Source organism: Shewanella sp. cp20, assembly GCF_000832025.1.
In the GTDB taxonomy this organism is placed as follows: domain Bacteria; phylum Pseudomonadota; class Gammaproteobacteria; order Enterobacterales; family Shewanellaceae; genus Shewanella.
Window position 1 is genome coordinate 56,813 of the sequence record NZ_JPII01000016.1, and the last position, 18,689, is coordinate 75,501.

Genomic DNA, 18,689 nt, shown 5'->3' on the forward strand with positions numbered 1-18,689 from the left:
GCTGACGCGGCAAATAAAAAGTGAAAATTCGGTCATGAAAAAAGCCCAGTCCCGAGAGACTGAGCTTGGCTTTTTTACGACTAGTAAAGCATTGGTTATGACATTGAGCTTGGCCTGGTACCGACACAACAACTTGGGCAGGTGCCGCCGAGACTGAGAAAATCGCAGCAATCGTCGATCTGCTTTCGCAAGAACTGATTGCCCCGTATGGTCCAGTCGGGCCACCTGTCAAAGGCGTGTATCAAGTGCCAAAACACTCGCTCTATATCGGTTTGCGCGTCACCCTGATGATTGAACTGAGCCCACTCTTCTAGGGTGTCCCATAAGTAAAGCTGGATCTCATTGGAATCGAGTTGATTATTTAAAAACGCTTTTCCATATTGAGCCAGCTGGGGCGCTTTATTATCGATGAACTCATTTGCTGTCATCGTTCGCCTCCTTGCTACTACAGGCCTAAGTATAGCCAGTGGATTTGTCGCCAGTTGTCTGAGATAAAAAACTGTGCGTTCTGTTTTTATGGCACTTAGATGAAAGTGCCATTAATTTTGAATGAATGCAAAGCCTTATGTTTATCTTAGGCCACTAACCTTTACTTACTGTCTAGGTAGCAGGGTTGCCTTCTTGAGGATGATCGGCTGCACCGGGAAGTCGGGCCAGCCAAGCTTGGTATTAATCTGCGTCTCTACCTCGGCCATGGCCTCGAGTACTTCCATGCCTTCCATCACTTCACCGAAGACGGCGTAACCCCAGCGGCGTTTAGAGGGATCCAGGCGCTTGTTGTCGCCCACGTTAAAGTAGAACTGTGCGGTGGCCGAGTGGGGATCGTCTTCGCGGGCCATGGCGATGGTGCCTAGGCTATTGCTAAGGCCGTTGCCTGACTCGTTGACGATGGGCTTGCCATAGGGCTTCTCTTCCAGCTTAGGATTGAGGCCGCCGCCCTGTACTACGAAACCTGGGATGATGCGATGGAACAGGGTGTTGTCGTAGTGACCCTTGACCACATAGGTGAGAAAGTTATCGACCGTGATGGGGGCGCGTTTACGATCCAGCTCGATCACTATGTTGCCCATGGTGGTTTCCAGTTTGACCTTGGGATAGATGGTATCGCTTTGAATGTCCAATGCCTGCGCCAGGCCGGAAAATGCGAGTAACAGTAGGGCGCCAAGCCAGATTCTCATGTGAACTTCCTTATCTTAGTTATTGTTGGATGAACTGGTTGAGTTCGGGGTCGTTGATGATCTTCGCCGTCAGGTCGCTGAGCAGATCGTTGACCGACAGCTCCAAGGTGGCGAAGTCGGCGCTAAAGGGACCGGAAACTAGGTTACGGGCCGTGTAGCGCTTGGTAAAGGTCTTGCTGGTATTACTGGCGATGACATTGATGATGATGTCGTTGGTCGCCTGATAACCAAAGGTGGTGTCGCTGACGTCGGTCAGCAGTTTTTCCAGCTGCAGCTGCATATGATTGACTGAGCTTGGATCGATACGATATCCCGCCTTGGTAAATCCTTCACGAAACACCTGTTCCAGCTGACGACGAGGTGACTCTGACGGGCTGACCAGCCTGGCGGCATCCCCTTCATTATTAAAGCGGGCAACAAAGTTTGCCGAGCGGGTATCTATCATCTCGATGGCGATGGGCTTAGTCGGGATCCCCTGAGATTCCACCACAGGCAGCTGTGGATTGAGCGCCATATGGGTCGGGGTATGGGTGGCGCAGCCAAAGAGCAGGCCGGCACAGGCGATGATGGGAATAATTCGTTTCATAGCGGAAAATCATGCTGTAAAAAGGTGGCATCAGCATACCAGAATCCTCATTGGATGCCAGCGTGAGGCGAGTTTGTTAAGGCTTTGTTGTTCGCTGGGGTTTTAACTTAAACCAGAAAGCGTTAGAGTAAAAATTCCACTAAAAAGGCGCGGCCAACAGGCTGTCAGCCCGATAAGAAAGATAACAAAGAGAAGAAAGATAACAAGCAATGAAGATGGATATTCAACCCGGCGCGGTGCAGACCTTGGGGGCGCCGGATAGCCTGATCTTAAGTTCGGGCCAGGTACAGTATGGTCACTTCGACGGCCCGGTCAAATCCTTTGGCCTGGAGCACTTTCGCTATACCAATGTAATGGACAAGCCTGCCAGTCATCTCGCCCGGCATTTTCATTTTAAGCAGTTTCAGTTTGTCGCCATCAATACCCCGAGATACGTGATCGGGGTGGCCATCGCCGATATCCGCTACGCCGGCACAGGTTTTTGCTACCTCTATGACATCAAGGCCAATCGGCTGGTGGAGACCACCTGGCTCAAGCCGCTCGCCATCGGCTGTCAACTGGCAGACTCGCCCTGGTCCGGTCGGGCACAGCTTGCCAGCGGCAAGGGTAAGGTGACCATAGAGATAGTCGAGGGAATTTGGCAGCTCAATATCGACACGGCGCAGATAAAGGCCGACTTGCAGCTCACGCCTATGCCGCTGAGTCTGCCGATGGCCATGTGCAACCCGACCGGTTATAGCGGCTGGACCTATACCCAGAAACACAATGGCCTCAAGGTGGGCGGCAAACTAACGATTCACCACGAGCCCCAGCCGCTCAATCGCGCCCTGGCGGGCTATGACTTTTCGGCTGGCTATATGCGCCGGGAGACCAGTTGGCGCTGGGCCAGTATCAATGGCTATCAGGGGGATGCGCTGGTAGGCCTCAATCTGGCGGCCGGGGTGAACGAGACCGGCTGTAACGAGAACGTGTTTTGGATCAACGGCGAGCGTCATCTACTGGGGCCTGTGCATTTTGCGTTTCGTCGCACGCCCAAGGGGGACGACGATGCCAGCTGGCAGATCAGTTCGCAGGACGGCCGAGTCGCGCTGAACTTCCGACCGCTCAATCGTCGCCAGGAGAAGCTCAATCTCTGGTTACTCAAGAGTAACTTCAGGCAGTATCTGGGCTACTTCGACGGTGAGATCCGCGACGGCCGGGGACGTACTCACCACATCGATAATCTGCTTGGCTTAACCGAAGATCATTTTGCCCGCTGGTAGGCCGGTAGCGTCACACTCAGGGAATATAAAGGAATAACTAGATGGATTTTAATTCACTCATCGCGCACCCCGAGGTGCTCTTACTGGTGCTCGCGCCGCTGTTTTTTGTCTGTATCCTGGCCGAATGGTATCTGGGGGACCGTCGCGGCCGCCTGCCGGATAATGCCCGTTATCATCTGCCCGAGGTGCTGTGTAACTTCACCCTGGCGGGCCTGCATCAGGGGGCGGATATTCTCACCGGGTTGCTGATCGCCAAGCTCTATCTGTGGGCATTCGGCTGGCGCCTCTTCGATATTCAGATGGGGCTGGGCAGCTTTATCGCACTGATTATTGCCCAGGACTTCTGTTATTACTGGTTCCACCGCGCCAGCCACAGGGTGCGCTGGATGTGGGCGGCGCACGTGGCGCACCACAGCTCAGAGCGAATGAACTTCAGCACCGCCTTCAGGCAGAGTCTGATGTATCCCCTTGCCGGCATGTGGATCTTCTGGCTGCCGCTGGTCGTGGTCGGCTTCGATCCTAACTGGGTGGTGTTTGCCGTGCTGCTTAACTTGGGACTGCAGTTTTTTGTCCATACCCAGGCGGTTAAGACGCTGGGGCCGCTGGAGTGGGTGTTTAACACGCCATCTCATCACAGGGTGCACCATGGGCGCAACCCGCAATATATAGATAGGAACTACGCCGGGGTGTTGATCATCTGGGATCGCCTGTTTGGCACCTATGTTAAGGAAGAAGAGACGGTGGAGTACGGCATCACCAAGCCGGTAAATAGTTTTAACCCGCTGGTGGTGACCTTCAGTGAGTGGCGCGACATGTTTCGTGAGGCCTTTGCGCCCGGACTCAGTATGAAGCAGAGGTTAGCGCTGCTGTTTGCACCGCCTGCGGCCGCCGAGGCGGGTGAAGAGGTGGACGATGCCGGGCCTGAGCACAAGCTGGTCTCTTAGTATGTTTGCTTAGTATGTTGGTTTAGGATGTTGGTTTAGGCTGTTGGTTTAAGAGGAGAGGGATTTAGCGAAAACTATCGCTAGGTCGAGGTCGTCAGTCTAAGCGTCACTCAGCTTTATCCAGCAAATAAAAAACAGGGCTAAGGCCCTGTTTTTTTTGTGTTCGCTTCGATGGCTAGAGACTCGGGCGTGTTCGCCGCGTTACTTGTCTGCCCCCTGAGGAGACTTGATGGCTCTTAAAATGACAAACTTGCCGTTAGCTGCCGCGGTTGTGCAGTTCTTAAAGATCCGCTTGAGCTTGACGTGGTACCCCAGATGGCGATTGCCGACCACCTGCAACATGCCGCCCGGCCTGAGCCTATGGTAGGCGTCTAAAAACATCTGCCAGGCGATATGGTCTGTGATCGCTTCCCCCTGATGAAAAGGCGGGTTACAGAGTACCAGATCCGGTTTCACCTCATCGCCCAGGTGCGTCAGGCAGTCGTCCCAGTGAAAGTGTCCCTGAGGTTGCGGCAGCTCAGGGTTGTCGAGCTTATTGGCCTGCCAGTTTTGTTTCGCCGAGGTGATGGCCATCTCAGAGTCATCGACAAAATGCACCTGTGCATTTGGGTAGCACTGCTTGGCCCTCAGCCCCAGGATGCCGTTGCCGCAGCCAAGATCCACTATGGTGTCGAACTGTCCCTCAGGCAGGTTGTCCAGCATGATGCGGGCGCCGATATCCAGCTTGTTGGCGGCGAAGACATTGCTGAGATTGCTGATGTTGAGGTTAAACTCCTGCACCGGCCAGCTGACCTCTTTCGCTAGCGCTCTGGGCTTGCCGTCGGCGATACAGGTGATCACCCGGGTCTTCTTCCAGGCCAGGCTGGCGGTGGCGGGGCCCAGGTGCTTGGTGATGGTCTCCAGCAGCGCCTTGTTGATCGCCTTGGCCTTGGCACCGATATAGACAGGCGTATCGGGTGCCAGGCTTTGTGACAGGCGTTGTAGCTGGTGGACAAAGTAGTTGAGGTTTTTAGGCAGCTTCATCAGCACCAGGGCTATGCCTTTAGGCGGCAGTTCACGACTGTTGAGCCAGTTGAGATTGGTATCGCTTAATCCATTGGCGCTGAAGTTTTGCAGCGTACCTAGCTGGCTCGTCTTGGCATCTGTCTCGACCCAGATGGGCCAGTCGGCCTCTATGGAAGTAAGGGCGGTGCACAGGGCGCCAAAGCTGTCGTTGACAACGGCCGTGTTGGCTTTGGGCTGCTCAATCTCCTTTAGGTGTTTTATCAAGTGCTCGTCGGCCGCATCCCAGGCTTGCAGGTTAGAGACCTGATTGGCGGGATAACGGGAGAGACTCAGCTCGATATCGGCAACGGAGAATTGAGTTGTCATGGCTAGGCTGCTACTTTGAAAATTGGGGCCGCGATTATCGCAGATTTGCCCCGACAGGTATATGCCTGGCGAGATGTGATTGAGTGAGAAGTGATTGGGCGAGGTATGAGCGCGTAAGCAGGAAAAGACAGATGCAACAGCGACAGAAAGGGTTTGAGTTTGGCGATATGGAGAACCAAGCCACAGACGAAGGCGGCGAGGCGGAGCCAGCCCCTAAGCCGCCTATTAGCGTGATCCAAGGCTATCTCAATCCGGCGCAGCAGCAGGCGCTGATCCATGAGGCTGAACACTACCCCTTCACTCGCCCCGAGATCAGGATTTTCGGCCGCACTCATCCTATCCCCAGACGCCAGGTTTGGTTTGGCGATAATGGCTGCGACTATCTTTATTCAGGCCTCTTTATTCGCGCCGAGCCCTGGCCCAAGTATGCCCTGCGGTTGAGGGAGAAACTGGCGCGAGACTTTGGGCTGATAAGCAACGGCGTCTTGGTCAATCACTATCGTGACGGCAGCGATACCATGGGCTGGCACAGCGACGATGAGGCAGAGATAGTGCCAGGTTCGGATATCGCCTCTGTGACCCTGGGGGCCAGCCGCCCTTTCTTTTTGCGCCACAAGGAGAGCAAGACTAAGGTTGAGTTGATGCTCAATAGCGGCGATCTGTTGATCATGCATTGGCCCATGCAATCGAGCTGGCAGCATGCGCTACCCAAACGAGCCAAGGTGACTCGGCCTAGGCTAAACTTGACCTATCGGCATTTAATTCCACACTTTCATCAGGGGTAAAGTGAATAATGCCGAGACGGAAGTGTAAGCTAGCTCTCACCTTTGAGTCGGTGAAAGTTTTATTCTCATCGTGAGCAGGTGTGTCGCACAACGTTTGTGTGACGCGATAACCACCAGAAGGAGTTGCTTATGAATAAGATGTTCGTGACCACGGTAACGGGTGTCGTCACCCCTGGGGTGGTGAAGGCGATGGCTAATCTAACCCGAGAAGCGGGAGGGGAGTGGTTAAGCAGCAAGGTGATTAAGATGGATGCCTGGTTTGCGGCCATGATGAAGGTGGCGATCGTTCAGGATAAAGTCGCTGCCCTGCAGGCGGATTTTGTGCAGCAATTTCCCGAGCTGACTTTTAGCTTTAGCGACATGGCCGAGGTACATAGCGACCACACCCGTAGCCTGAGATTCAATGTCGACTGCTTGGACAGGCCAGGCCTGACCCGAGAGATCGTCGATATTCTCTCTAACTTGGATCTCGAGGTTGAGCAGATGGAGTGCAATAGGATGCATGTGTCTACCCTGGGGCAGACGGTGTTCTCCGCCAAGCTGGCCGTGTCAGTGCCCGAAGAGATCAGTGGTGATAGCATCATCGAGCTGTTGGAAAATGTCTCGCAAGATGCCAGAGTCAGCCTGACCTGAGGTAATGGGTCACTCTTGGGGTTAAGTGATCGCCCACTGAGTGTGGCGACAGAGAGTTGATCTTTGCCGCCACTCAAAGTACTCTGCGGCCACTTAAGTTTTCTACTCGATAGAGACGATAGCCATGTCAGTAAAACAGCAGATTATCGATACGCTCACCCAAGTATTGACCCCGGTTCATCTTGAGGTGATCAACGAGAGCGACAACCACCATGTGCCGCCAAACTCGGAGACCCATTTTAAGGTGATCGTCGCCAGCGCCGCATTTGAAGGCCAGCGCCTTATCGGACGTCACCGAGCGGTTAACGAGGCGCTGAAGGCGCAGTTTGACGCCGGGCTGCACGCCCTGTCGATGCATACCTTTACGCCCGAAGAGTGGGACCAAGAAGTACAGGTACCCAACTCACCTAAATGCAAAGGCTAATGCCTAAATCTGGGCGATAATTGAAGACCACAAGGGCTATCACTCTTGTGGTTTTTGTCTTTATGGCCTTGAGCTAAGTTCACTTTACTTTCCCCGGCACCTACCGCATATTGTGTAGGTCTATCGTGGCGCAAGGGAGCACCTTGCCGCCACACGCCATACTGGTGCTCGGCATGTCAGCCAATCGATAGTTTGAGCATCACTATTTTGGGAGAATAATAATGCCGTTACTCGACAGCTTCACCGTAGATCATACCCGCATGAACGCACCTGCCGTGCGCGTTGCCAAGACGATGACTACGCCTAAGGGCGATACCATTACCGTCTTCGATCTGCGTTTTTGTGTACCCAATAAAGAGATCCTGAGCGAGCGCGGCATTCATACTCTGGAGCATCTCTTTGCCGGTTTTATGCGTGACCATCTCAACAGCGATCGCGTCGAGATCATCGACATCTCACCCATGGGATGTCGTACCGGCTTCTATATGAGCCTCATCGGCACGCCAAAAGAGGCTGAGGTGGCCGAGTGTTGGCTGGCGGCCATGGAAGATGTGCTCAAGGTAAAACAGCAGTCGGAGATCCCTGAACTAAACGAATACCAGTGTGGTACCTATCAGATGCACTCGTTAGAGCAGGCCAAGGAGATAGCCAGAAACATCATCGCCGCCGGGGTGAATGTGAATCTCAACGATGACCTTAAGCTCAGCGATGAGATCCTAAAAGGCTTGTAATTCCGTTTGGGGAATTGGCTTCATCTGGATGGTTAAACGTCATAAAAAGCAGCTTAGGCTGCTTTTTATCTCTCAGTATCTTCTTTTGGGTGGTTAGAGGTCGCTGCGCCAAGCGGCATTATTGCTCAAGTTAACACCGACTTCTGGATGAATTTGGCTTGTGGGGTGGTTAAACTTTAGTCGAACAGTCCGGCTTTTTGTCGGTTTTTTATGCGGTAAAAATGGGCGGAAAAAGATGTCCTCGGCGGCGCCATTTTGCTTCGTAAATCCATATAACCCTGCTAGGACAGGGGGCTAAATTAATTTCCGTTTACCTAAATCATAAAAATCTCTGTAACTGTGATCTATTCCTCACTGTAAAAATCCCCGCATCCCTTTTAAAACACCCGTATTTTTCATGGCGATAAGCATTTATTTACGGTAAAATGCGCCCGACCAGCGTGATTGCGATCGCATTTCTGTAATAAATCTGCGCTAGCTCAATGCGATAGCTGATGTTTGAAATCTATCTCATTTAGCAGGAACGCGACGCATTATCTTTCCTTCATAAACGTAGTGCTTGTGGATATGATTACAATAAAGAAAGGATTGGACCTGCCTATAACAGGCGGACCAGAGCAAGTTATCCATAATGGCCCAGCCATTAAACACGTAGCTACTTTGGGTGAAGAGTATATTGGCCTGCGCCCCACGATGAAGATCAAAGTGGGTGATAAAGTGCAGAAGGGTCAGGTGATTTTTGAAGACAAAAAGAATCCTGGCGTTAAATATACTGCTTTAGCCAGTGGCACCTCTCAGAAATTAACCGGGGCGCCCAGCGTGTTCTTCAGTCTGTCGTGATCGACGTAGAGGGAGACGACAGCGTTTCCTTCGCTAAGTACGATGCCGCAGCGTTAGACACCCTAGAGCCGCAACTTGTACGCGACAACCTGATCGAGTCAGGTATGTGGCCTGCATTGCGTACGCGTCCTTTCAGCAAAGCACCAGCAGTTGACTCAACGCCTGCCGGTATTTTTGTGACCGCTATCGATACCCAACCGCTTGCTGCCGATCCTGCCGTTATCATTAACGAGCACAAGGAAGACTTTGCCAATGGCTTAAGAGTCCTTGCACGATTGACAGAAGGTAAGGTGTATCTGTGTAAGGCACCAGGAGCCGATATTCCTGCGGCCAACGCACAAGTCGAAGAGTTTGCCGGTCCGCACCCTGCGGGTCTAGCTGGCACTCATATCCATTTTGTTCTGCCTGCATCGGCTAAGCGTACCGTTTGGCATGTTGGCTACCAAGATGTGATCGCAATCGGTCAACTATTTACTACTGGTGAGCTAAACACTCAGCGCGTGGTAGCGGTTGCGGGTCCTAAGGCGCTTAAGCCTAGACTCGTTCGTACTCAGAGCGGTGCTTCTATTACCGAGCTTACTGCCGGTGAGGCTGCCGACGGTGATGTACGCGTTATCGCAGGTTCTGTGCTTTCTGGTAAGACAGCGACCGGCCCACACGCCTACTTGGGACGTTTCTTTAACCAGGTTTCTCTGCTTGAAGAAGGCCGCGATCAAGAATTTATTGGCTGGGCAATGCCTGGTGCTAACAAGTTCTCTATCACGCGCGCTTTCCTGGGGCACCTGTCACCGTCTCGTCTGTTTAACATGACGACCAGTACAGGGGGCTCTGATCGTGCCATGGTGCCTATCGGCAACTATGAGCGCGTTATGCCTCTCGACATTCTTCCTACCATGCTATTGCGTGACCTAGTGTCAGGCGATACCGACGGCGCAGCTGCCTTAGGCGCGTTAGAGTTAGACGAAGAAGATTTGGCACTATGTACTTTCGTATGTCCTGGTAAGTATGACTACGCGTCGTACCTACGCGACTGCCTAGATACGATTGTGAGGGAAGGCTAATGGGCTTGAAACAGTTTTTCAAAAGTATTGAACCCCAGTTTGAAAAGGGCGGGAAATACGAGAAATGGTATGCGCTGTTCGAAGCGGCATACACGGTATTTTATACCCCAGGTCACGTAAACAAGGGTCGTACCCATGTGCGTGATAACTTAGACCTGAAGCGTATGATGATTACGGTTTGGGCCTGTGCATTCCCTGCGATGTTCGTGGGTATGTACAACGTAGGTCTTCAGGCACAAGAAGCCCTGATGGCTGGCTTTGCCACGCCTGATACCTGGCAGGTGGCTCTGTTTGGCCTGTTCGGTACCGAACTGACGGCTGACTCTGGTGTGGCTGCCCTGATGTGGTATGGCGCCTGTTGGTTCCTGCCTATCTACGCGGTGACCTTCGCCGTGGGTGGTATCTGGGAAGTCCTGTTCGCCACAGTGCGTGGTCACGAAGTTAACGAAGGTTTCTTCGTTACCTCTATCTTGTTTGCCCTGACGCTACCGGCAACCATTCCGCTATGGATGGTCGCACTAGGTATCACCTTCGGTGTGGTCGTGGCGAAAGAGATCTTCGGTGGTACCGGACGTAACTTCCTTAACCCAGCATTGGCCGGTCGTGCCTTCCTGTTCTTCGCTTACCCGCTGAACATGTCTGGCGACACCACTTGGGTAGTTGCAGACGGTTTCTCTGGTGCGACGGCGCTGAGCCAAGCGGCACAGGGCACACTGGAATATGGCTTTAACCAAGCTTGGTGGGATGCCTTCCTAGGCTTCATTCCTGGTTCTGTTGGTGAAGTTTCTACTCTGGCGATTCTGCTGGGTGGTCTGGTGATCATCTACACCCGTATCGCATCATGGCGCATCGTTGGTGGTGTGATGGTCGGTATGATTGCCGTATCACTGCTGCTTAACGCGATCGGTAGCGACACTAACCCAATGTTTGCAATGCCTTGGTATTGGCACATGGTGCTGGGTGGCTTTGCCTTCGGTATGATGTTTATGGCGACTGACCCAGTTTCTGCGTCTTTCACCAACCAAGCGAAGTGGGCGTACGGTATTTTGATTGGTGCTATGGCCGTATTCATCCGTGTCATTAACCCTGCTTTCCCAGAAGGTATGATGTTGGCCATCCTGTTTGCCAACCTATTTGCGCCGCTATTCGACCACTTCGTGGTTCAAGCGAATATCAAGCGGAGGATTGCTCGTGGCTAGTAATAAAGATTCGTTCGGTAGAACGCTGTTTGTTGTTGTTGGATTATGTTTTATCTGTTCGGTATTCGTTTCTACTGCGGCCGTACTGCTTAAGCCAACTCAGCAAGAAAACAAATTGCTTGATAAGCAAAAGTACATTCTTGAAGCCGCTGGCCTGGTAGACACTAAGTCTGGTGAAGTCAGCAAGGCTGAGATCCTCAAGACTTATGACAAGTATGTAGAAGCTAAGCTGGTTGACCTTAAGTCTGGCGACTGGGTTGAAGGCGATGCCAACACATTCGACACCGAAAAGGCGGCTCGTACTGTAGAGACCTCTTTCAAGCCTGAGAACGATATCGCTTCTGTTAAGCGTGTGGCGAACAAGGGCGTGATTTACCTGGTACGCGATGACGCTGGCGCACTGCAGACGGTGATCATTCCTGTTAAGGGTTATGGTCTGTGGTCAACCATGTATGCCTTCCTGGCGGTTGAGTCTGATCTGAACACGGTTCGCAGCTTGGTTTACTACGACTTTACCGGTTCGGGTGAAACACCTGGTCTGGGTGGTGAAGTACAGAATCCTAAGTGGATAGCCAAGTGGAAGGGTAAGAAGCTTTATGATGACCAAGGCAACCTGGCTATCAAAGTCACTAAGAACCCTGCCGTTGCAGAGACAGTTCACGGTGTTGACGCACTATCTGGTGCAACACTGACCAGTAACGGTGTACAGCACTCACTGGATTTCTGGTTGGGTAAAGAAGGTTTTGCACGTTTTCTTGAAAAGGCGCGCAACGGAGGGCTTAGCTAATGGCTGACGCAAAAGAACTTAAACAGGTTCTGACTGGACCTATCATTAGTAACAACCCGATTGCGTTGCAGATCCTGGGTGTATGTAGTGCCCTGGCGGTAACCAGTAAGATGGAAACCGCGTTGGTAATGACCATCGCTCTGACTGCCGTAACGGCCTTGTCTAACTTGTTCATCTCAATGATACGTAACCACATTCCAAGCAGTGTGCGTATTATCGTTCAGATGACCATTATCGCTTCACTGGTGATCGTGGTTGACCAGGTACTGCAAGCTTACGCCTATGACGTGGCTAAGCAGCTGTCGGTATTCGTGGGTCTGATCATCACCAACTGTATCGTAATGGGTCGCGCCGAAGCTTACGCTATGAAGACGCCACCTATGATGAGCTTCATGGACGGTATCGGTAACGGTCTGGGTTATGGTGCCATCTTGTTGTCAGTTGGCTTCGTGCGTGAATTGTTTGGTAACGGTTCGCTATTTGGTGTCGAGATCCTAAGCAAGATCTCTGACGGTGGCTGGTATCAGCCAAACGGTCTGCTCCTGCTGCCACCAAGTGCGTTCTTCCTGATTGCATCGTTGATCTGGATTATCCGTACCATCAAGCCAGAGCAAGTTGAAGCAAAAGGATAAGCGTAATGGAACATTATATTAGTCTATTAATCCGTTCTGTTTTCATTGAAAACATGGCGTTATCCTTCTTCCTTGGTATGTGTACCTTCTTGGCTGTGTCTAAGAAAGTCACCACGGCCATGGGCTTAGGTGTTGCCGTAATCGTGGTATTGGCAATTTCAGTACCTGTTAACCAAATCATCTATCAGGGTATTTTGGCACCGGGCGCCTTGGCCTGGGCTGGCGTACCCGATGCAGACCTGAGCTTCCTTAAGTTCATCACCTTCATCGGTGTGATCGCGGCGCTGGTTCAAATCCTTGAGATGGCATTGGATAAGTATTTCCCACCGCTATACAACGCGCTGGGGATCTTCCTACCGCTGATCACAGTAAACTGTGCGATTTTCGGTGCGGTTTCTTTCATGGTTGAGCGTGACTACAACCTGGGTGAAAGTTTAGTGTTCGGCATAGGTTCAGGTATCGGTTGGGCACTTGCGATTGTGCTGCTGGCCGGTATCCGTGAGAAGTTAAAATATGCTGATGTCCCTAATGGTCTGCGTGGTCTAGGTATTACCTTCGTGACTGCGGGTTTGATGGCGCTAGGTTTCATGTCGTTCTCAGGTGTGTCTCTGTAATAGAGACACCTTAACGGCTTCTGATTTTGAACCTTTAAGGATAAGTTAATGGGTATTATTGAATCTACTCCAATCGATGTATACCTCGGTGTGAGTATGTTTACAGCCATCGTACTGGTCTTGGTATTGGTGATTCTGTTCGCCAAATCAAAACTGGTTCCGAGTGGCGATATTACTATCGGCATCAACGAAGATGCAGATAAAGCAATTAAAACACCTGCGGGCGGCAAATTACTGGGCGCACTGGCTGATAACGGTATCTTCGTATCGTCGGCTTGTGGTGGCGGTGGTTCTTGTGGCCAGTGTAAGGTAATCGTTAAGTCTGGTGGCGGTGATATTCTGCCAACAGAACTCGACCATATCTCTAAGGGCGATGCCCGTAACGGTTGTCGTCTGTCTTGTCAGGTCAACGTTAAGTCAGATATGGAGATCGAACTGGAAGAAGAGATCTTCGGTATCAAGAAGTGGGAATGTGAAGTTATCTCTAACGATAACAAGGCAACCTTCATTAAAGAGCTTAAGCTGGCTATCCCTGATGGCGAGTCTGTGCCTTTCCGTGCCGGTGGTTACATTCAGATCGAGGCGCCTGCGCACCATGTTAAGTACGCCGATTTCGACGTACCAGCAGAATACCGTGGTGACTGGGAGCACTTTGGCTTCTTCAAGCTGGAGTCTAAGGTAGACGAAGAGACAATCCGTGCGTACTCAATGGCGAACTATCCTGAAGAGGAAGGTATCATCATGCTGAACGTACGTATCGCGACACCGCCTCCACGTAACCTGTCTCTGCCTTGCGGTAAGATGTCTTCATACATCTGGAGCCTGAAGGCTGGTGACAAGGTGACTATCTCTGGTCCATTCGGTGAGTTCTTCGCGAAAGACACCGATGCCGAGATGGTATTCATCGGTGGTGGTGCAGGTATGGCACCAATGCGTTCACACATCTTCGACCAGCTCAAGCGTCTTAAGTCTAAGCGTAAGATGAGCTTCTGGTACGGTGCGCGTTCTAAGCGTGAGATGTTCTACGTTGAAGATTTCGATGGCCTGGCGGCCGAGAATGATAACTTCGTATGGCACGTGGCCCTGTCTGACCCACAACCTGAAGATAACTGGGATGGTTACACAGGCTTCATCCATAATGTACTGTATGAAAACTACCTACGTGACCACGAAGCGCCAGAAGATTGTGAGTTCTACATGTGTGGACCTCCAATGATGAACGCGGCGGTTATCGGCATGCTTAAAGATCTTGGCGTTGAAGATGAAAACATCCTGCTGGATGACTTCGGCGGCTAAGCAATCATTCTTGTGATATTATTGCCGTGATTATCGTGCTCCCTAAGGCGCCAATGGCCCTTAGGGAGTGTGTTACCGGGTTATCATTAAGGACAATGGTCAATATGTATAAGACCTTTATCAAGGGGTTAGTCCTGGCGGGACTAGCCTTTTTTATTTCGGCCTGTAGCCAACCTGTCAAGATGATTGCTATGTCTGGACAGACCATGGGCACCACCTATCACATCAAATTTGTCGGCGATAAACAGATGCCCGACGAGCAGCTCCTCCAGGCGGAGATCGACCTGGCGCTGGAGCAGGTGAACGATCAGATGTCTACCTACCGTAAAGACTCTGAGCTATCGCGCTTCAATCAGATGACCCTCGAATCTAGCCTGGTGGTATCCCCCGATACGGCCAAGGTGGTGCAGGCGGGTATCAACCTCTATCGTAAGACAGATGGCGCGCTGGACATCACCCTAGGCCCGCTGGTGAACCTCTGGGGCTTCGGACCCGATAAGCGCCCGACTCGCGTGCCGAGCGCCGAGCTGATTGCCGCGACCAAGGCCAAGACGGGTATCCAATACCTAGAGGTCGATGGCCTCAAGCTGAGCAAGACTAATCCGGCACTTTACGTTGACCTTTCCTCCATCGCCAAGGGCTTTGGGGTCGACAAGGTGGCCAGCCTGCTTAGCAAGTATCACCCCAAAGGCTATCTGGTGGAGATAGGCGGCGAGATCAGCCTCTATGGCGTCAAGGCCGATGACAGCCCCTGGGTGATCGCCGTCGAGCAGCCAGATGAAGATGAGCGCGTGGTGCAGCAGGTGATTGAGCCGGGCAATATGGCCATGGCAACCTCTGGCGACTATCGCAACTATTACGAGGAAGAGGGGCAGCGCTTTACCCATATTATCGATCCCCGTAATGGCTATCCTATCGACCATAAGCTGGCCTCAGTTACCGTGCTGGCCAAGGAGAGCATGATAGCCGACGGTTATGCCACCGCCATGATGGTGCTGGGTACCCAGGCTTCGCTGACTCTGGCCGAGCGTGAGCATCTGGCCGTCATGTTGATCGAGAAGCAAGCGCAAGGCTTCAAGGTCTACTATAGCGATGCCTTTAAGCCCTACGTGGGTTTGTGATAGAATAGGCGCCACTGGTGCGCGGGCCCGTTTAAACATGGTGGCCGGGCGCATTCTAAAATGTTAGTTGAATAGCTAGTCAAATAGTTAGACACATAAGCGCAGCAGTGACTTATGTGTATCTGGAGTCAGTGATGAGCACTTTTTTAGCGGCTTTTGTGGTATTGCTACTGTTTTTTGTTCTTATGTCTATCGGCTACTTGGTGAAGCAGAAGGCGGTCGCCGGCAGCTGTGGTGGTCTGGGTGCCCTCGGTATCGAGAAGGCCTGTGACTGTGACGACCCATGCGATAAGCGTAAGGCGAAGATGGCCGAAGAAGAGGCTCGTCGCGAGAAGCTGGCCAAAGATCGTATTATCTAGCGAACGCCAGTGAGCGTCTGAACTAAAGGTCCCATTTGGGGCCTTTTTTGTTACCCCGTTTTTCTGCTCACGCCTACCTCAAGCCCCATCTTTTTCGGCTATCGTCCTTAACACTCTGGATTCATTGTCTTTAATCATCTTGCTAATCAAAGCGCGAATGAGAATGATTTTCTTTGGTAACTGATTGAAACTTAATGTTTATTTGTAATTGGGTGAAAATTGCTCTAGGCTTAAATATTGATTTAGATCAAATCTTACTAAGGAGATCAAATGAAGGGTCATCCGAACGTCATTCGTCAGTTAAACAAGATACTGACCTTCGAATTGACGGCCATTAACCAGTACTTTTTGCACGCACGCATGTACAAGAATTGGGGTCTGGAAGAGCTCAACGAGAAGTGCTACAAGAAGTCGATCAAAGATATGAAGCATGCCGACAAGTTGATCGAGCGGGTGCTGTTTCTCGAGGGGCTCCCTAACCTGCAACAACTTGAGAAGTTGCGTATAGGCGAGAATCCCGAGGAGATGTTGCAGTGTGACAAGACCATGCTCGAAGAGCAGCTGGTTGAGCTGCGCAGTGTGATCGCCCTGTGTGAGCAGGAGCGGGATTATGTGAGCCGTGAGATCCTCGAAGACCTGCTCGAAGATGAGGAGGAGTATCTGGACTGGATCGAGGCCCAGCAAGATCTCATTAAGATGACAGGAATTCAGAATTACCTGCAGTCGCAGATAGAGTCGGAATAGGGAGAGAAGAATGAAAGGCAATCAGGAAGTGATCGACACCCTCAATAAGCTGCTCACCGGTGAGTTGTCGGCGATGGATCAATATTTCGTCCACGGCTTGATGTATGAAGACTGGGGCCTTGACGAGCTGCACGAGCGTATCTCCCATGAGTCTGACGACGAACGTGAACACGCCAAGAAGCTGGTACAGCGCATCCTGTTCCTCGAGGGCAAGCCGGATGTCGCCAGTCGCGAGGCGCTGAACATAGGTAAAGATCCCCAGGAGATGTTGCAGAACGACCTCAACTACGAGTATCAGGTGGCGGCTAACCTGCGTGAAGCCATCGCCCTGTGCGAGGAGAAACAAGATTACGTCTCACGTGAGCTGCTAGAGGTGTTACTGGAAGAGACCGAATCTGACCATATGTACTGGCTAGAGAAACAGCTAGGCCTCATCGACAAGATTGGCCTGCAGAATTACCTTCAGTCTAAGATGTAAGCGGCCCAAGGCGCGCCGCGTCATCTTAGCCATCCAAGATGAAATCGAGACAAAGCCACCTTAGGGTGGCTTTTTGCTGTCTGTCATTCAATGCCTTATTGGCTGCTATTCGAGCTTAGGCTATCAACCGCTCGGGAAGTGATTGAATACTGTTTAAATGTACAGTATTCTTGGCGATGGAGGTATTAAGGTGAAAAAGATTATTCATGTAGACATGGACTGCTTCTTTGCGGCGGTCGAGATGCGTGATTTTCCCGAGCTTAGGGGCAAGCCCATCGCCGTGGGCGGACGCAGCGATCGCCGCGGCGTCATCAGCACCTGTAACTACGAGGCGCGCAAGTTTGGTGTGCGCTCGGCCATGGCCTCCGCCTATGCCCTCAAGCTTTGCCCGGATCTCATTCTGGTACCCGGGCGCATGTCAGTCTACAAGGAGGTATCGGCGCAGATCCGTGAGGTGTTTGCCCGCTACACAGAATTAATCGAGCCGCTGTCGCTGGATGAAGCCTATCTGGATGTCAGCGATTGTACCCGGCATCAGGGCTCGGCCACATTAATTGCCGAGGCGATTCGTCGGGAGATCTTCGAGGCTACCGGACTCACCGCCTCCGCCGGTATCGCACCGGTGAAGTTTCTGGCCAAGATCGCCTCGGATCTCAACAAGCCTAACGGCCAGTATGTGATCACTCCACAGATGATCCCCGAATTTGTGAAGACCCTGCTGCTGATTAAGATACCCGGCGTCGGCAAGGTGACGGCCGCTAAGCTGGAAGCCATGGGGCTCAACACCTGCGCCGACGTGCAGGCCTGCAGCCGTCAGAGTCTGGCGGAGCGCTTCGGCAAGTTTGGTGGCGTACTTTACGACAGGGCGCAGGGAATAGACCCCCGCGGCATCTCCCCGCATAGGGAGCGCAAATCGGTAGGGGTAGAGACCACGCTCGCCAAAGATATCTATACCTATGAGCAGTGCCAGGCGGTGATGCCCCAGCTTATCCAAGAGCTGTCTGGGCGCATCGGTCGCAGCGCCAAGTCGCGGCGCATTCATAAGCAGGTGGTTAAGCTTAAGTTTGATGATTTCAAACAGACCACCATAGAGCAGCGTAGCGACGAGGTATCGGTGAAGCTGTTTTACGACCTGCTCAGCCAGGCACTGGAGCGCCGTGCCGGCCGCGGTATTCGCCTGCTGGGGGTCTCCGTCGGGCTCGAGAGTGAGCTTGCTCATGCCGGGCTGGATGAGGCCGAGCATGGTGCGCAGATGGATCTCGGGTTTTAGCGCACCTTGAAATGAAGGCTAGACATTTCTTTTTTGAAGTAGCCGCTGGCTGCATTGTAACTTTTTGGCGAATTTAAAGGGTTAACCTTAATGGTTATCTATCACCTGCGGTGGGCTTATGTGCAAACACTATTTTGGCTAGCCACGAGCACTTCCATGTGGGCTCTGCGAAATCTAACTGATTTTTGTCCCAAAGTGGGTTGGCCTTGGAATGAAGGTTTGACATTCCCTTAGTTTGCTTGATTGTCATTTGGCGATATCCTCATCTGTTAAATGAGTTGAGGGTCATGCCTTCACTCCTATCTAACGCCTGCCCGGCGAGGGTTGTGCAGATACGCCTGTGAGACGGTGAGTGAAGCGCAGCTTCGTGCTCA

20 protein-coding genes and 1 pseudogene are annotated in these 18,689 nt (G+C 52.1%); 17 read left to right on the forward strand and 4 right to left on the reverse strand.

Features of this window, described 5'->3' with window-relative positions; all coding sequences use genetic code 11:
• Positions 1-95 precede the first annotated feature (95 nt).
• From DB48_RS04170 to DB48_RS04180, 3 genes are all read right to left on the reverse strand, one after another.
• Entirely contained in the window at positions 96-428 is a 333-nt protein-coding gene (locus DB48_RS04170; RefSeq protein WP_041509063.1) for a hypothetical protein, read from the reverse strand.
• Between the two features lie 165 nt (positions 429-593).
• A complete protein-coding gene (locus DB48_RS04175; protein ID WP_041509064.1) occupies positions 594-1,178 on the reverse strand; it encodes a peptidylprolyl isomerase in 585 nt (194 codons plus the stop codon).
• A 19-nt stretch (positions 1,179-1,197) separates the two neighbouring features.
• Positions 1,198-1,764, reverse strand: coding sequence for a YajG family lipoprotein (locus DB48_RS04180; RefSeq protein ID WP_041509065.1), 567 nt, complete (start codon positions 1,762-1,764; stop codon positions 1,198-1,200).
• Positions 1,765-1,973: 209 nt separating this feature from the next.
• Between DB48_RS04180 and DB48_RS04185 the strand changes: the two genes are divergently transcribed.
• Complete coding sequence (locus DB48_RS04185) at positions 1,974-3,026, forward strand: DUF2804 domain-containing protein (RefSeq protein WP_041509066.1); 1,053 nt, start codon at positions 1,974-1,976, stop codon at positions 3,024-3,026.
• A 41-nt stretch (positions 3,027-3,067) separates the two neighbouring features.
• Complete coding sequence (locus tag DB48_RS04190; protein WP_041509067.1) at positions 3,068-3,970, forward strand: sterol desaturase family protein; 903 nt, start codon at positions 3,068-3,070, stop codon at positions 3,968-3,970.
• A 201-nt stretch (positions 3,971-4,171) separates the two neighbouring features.
• Here DB48_RS04190 and DB48_RS04195 read toward each other — a convergent pair whose 3' ends face one another.
• Positions 4,172-5,341: a methyltransferase gene (locus DB48_RS04195; protein WP_041509068.1), complete on the reverse strand. Its 1,170-nt coding sequence runs from the start codon at positions 5,339-5,341 to the stop codon at positions 4,172-4,174.
• Positions 5,342-5,472: 131 nt separating this feature from the next.
• Here DB48_RS04195 and DB48_RS04200 point away from each other — a divergent pair, with 131 nt between their 5' ends.
• The 15 genes and pseudogenes from DB48_RS04200 to dinB all read left to right on the forward strand — a co-directional run bounded on the left by DB48_RS04200 (position 5,473) and on the right by dinB (position 18,315).
• The gene (locus DB48_RS04200; protein WP_041509069.1) at positions 5,473-6,126 is read left to right on the forward strand and encodes an alpha-ketoglutarate-dependent dioxygenase AlkB family protein; all 654 of its coding nucleotides are present in this window, start codon (positions 5,473-5,475) and stop codon (positions 6,124-6,126) included.
• A gap of 129 nt (positions 6,127-6,255) precedes the next feature.
• A complete protein-coding gene (locus tag DB48_RS04205) occupies positions 6,256-6,759 on the forward strand; it encodes an ACT domain-containing protein (RefSeq protein WP_041509070.1) in 504 nt (167 codons plus the stop codon).
• A 124-nt stretch (positions 6,760-6,883) separates the two neighbouring features.
• Positions 6,884-7,183 carry a BolA family protein gene (locus DB48_RS04210; RefSeq protein WP_041509071.1) on the forward strand — a complete coding sequence of 100 codons (300 nt, stop codon included), beginning with the start codon at positions 6,884-6,886 and terminating at the stop codon, positions 7,181-7,183.
• A gap of 221 nt (positions 7,184-7,404) precedes the next feature.
• Positions 7,405-7,914 carry an S-ribosylhomocysteine lyase gene (gene luxS, locus DB48_RS04215; protein WP_041509072.1) on the forward strand — a complete coding sequence of 170 codons (510 nt, stop codon included), beginning with the start codon at positions 7,405-7,407 and terminating at the stop codon, positions 7,912-7,914.
• A gap of 567 nt (positions 7,915-8,481) precedes the next feature.
• Positions 8,482-9,815, forward strand: a pseudogene (locus DB48_RS04220) (Na(+)-translocating NADH-quinone reductase subunit A).
• Positions 9,815-11,014: an NADH:ubiquinone reductase (Na(+)-transporting) subunit B gene (locus DB48_RS04225; protein WP_041509073.1), complete on the forward strand. Its 1,200-nt coding sequence runs from the start codon at positions 9,815-9,817 to the stop codon at positions 11,012-11,014. Before DB48_RS04220 ends, DB48_RS04225 begins: the two are co-directional and overlap by 1 nt.
• Positions 11,007-11,801: a Na(+)-translocating NADH-quinone reductase subunit C gene (locus tag DB48_RS04230; RefSeq protein WP_041509161.1), complete on the forward strand. Its 795-nt coding sequence runs from the start codon at positions 11,007-11,009 to the stop codon at positions 11,799-11,801. Before DB48_RS04225 ends, DB48_RS04230 begins: the two co-directional genes overlap by 8 nt.
• Positions 11,801-12,433 carry an NADH:ubiquinone reductase (Na(+)-transporting) subunit D gene (locus DB48_RS04235; protein ID WP_041509074.1) on the forward strand — a complete coding sequence of 211 codons (633 nt, stop codon included), beginning with the start codon at positions 11,801-11,803 and terminating at the stop codon, positions 12,431-12,433. The genes DB48_RS04230 and DB48_RS04235 overlap by 1 nt, the downstream gene beginning before the upstream one ends.
• A 5-nt stretch (positions 12,434-12,438) precedes the next feature.
• Positions 12,439-13,047 carry an NADH:ubiquinone reductase (Na(+)-transporting) subunit E gene (gene nqrE / locus DB48_RS04240; protein ID WP_011866674.1) on the forward strand — a complete coding sequence of 203 codons (609 nt, stop codon included), beginning with the start codon at positions 12,439-12,441 and terminating at the stop codon, positions 13,045-13,047.
• Positions 13,048-13,095: 48 nt separating this feature from the next.
• On the forward strand, positions 13,096-14,343 hold the full coding sequence (nqrF, locus tag DB48_RS04245) for an NADH:ubiquinone reductase (Na(+)-transporting) subunit F (RefSeq protein WP_041509075.1): 1,248 nt from the start codon (positions 13,096-13,098) through the stop codon (positions 14,341-14,343).
• Positions 14,344-14,447: 104 nt separating this feature from the next.
• Positions 14,448-15,464 carry an FAD:protein FMN transferase gene (locus DB48_RS04250; RefSeq protein WP_041509076.1) on the forward strand — a complete coding sequence of 339 codons (1,017 nt, stop codon included), beginning with the start codon at positions 14,448-14,450 and terminating at the stop codon, positions 15,462-15,464.
• Between the two features lie 134 nt (positions 15,465-15,598).
• Positions 15,599-15,823 carry a (Na+)-NQR maturation NqrM gene (nqrM, locus tag DB48_RS04255; protein WP_011866671.1) on the forward strand — a complete coding sequence of 75 codons (225 nt, stop codon included), beginning with the start codon at positions 15,599-15,601 and terminating at the stop codon, positions 15,821-15,823.
• A 270-nt stretch (positions 15,824-16,093) separates the two neighbouring features.
• On the forward strand, positions 16,094-16,567 hold the full coding sequence (bfr, locus tag DB48_RS04260; protein ID WP_041509077.1) for a bacterioferritin: 474 nt from the start codon (positions 16,094-16,096) through the stop codon (positions 16,565-16,567).
• Positions 16,568-16,577: 10 nt separating this feature from the next.
• Positions 16,578-17,045, forward strand: coding sequence for a bacterioferritin (bfr, locus tag DB48_RS04265; RefSeq protein WP_041509078.1), 468 nt, complete (start codon positions 16,578-16,580; stop codon positions 17,043-17,045).
• A 190-nt stretch (positions 17,046-17,235) separates the two neighbouring features.
• The gene (dinB, locus tag DB48_RS04270) at positions 17,236-18,315 is read left to right on the forward strand and encodes a DNA polymerase IV (protein WP_041509162.1); all 1,080 of its coding nucleotides are present in this window, start codon (positions 17,236-17,238) and stop codon (positions 18,313-18,315) included.
• The last annotated feature ends 374 nt before the right edge of the window (positions 18,316-18,689 follow it).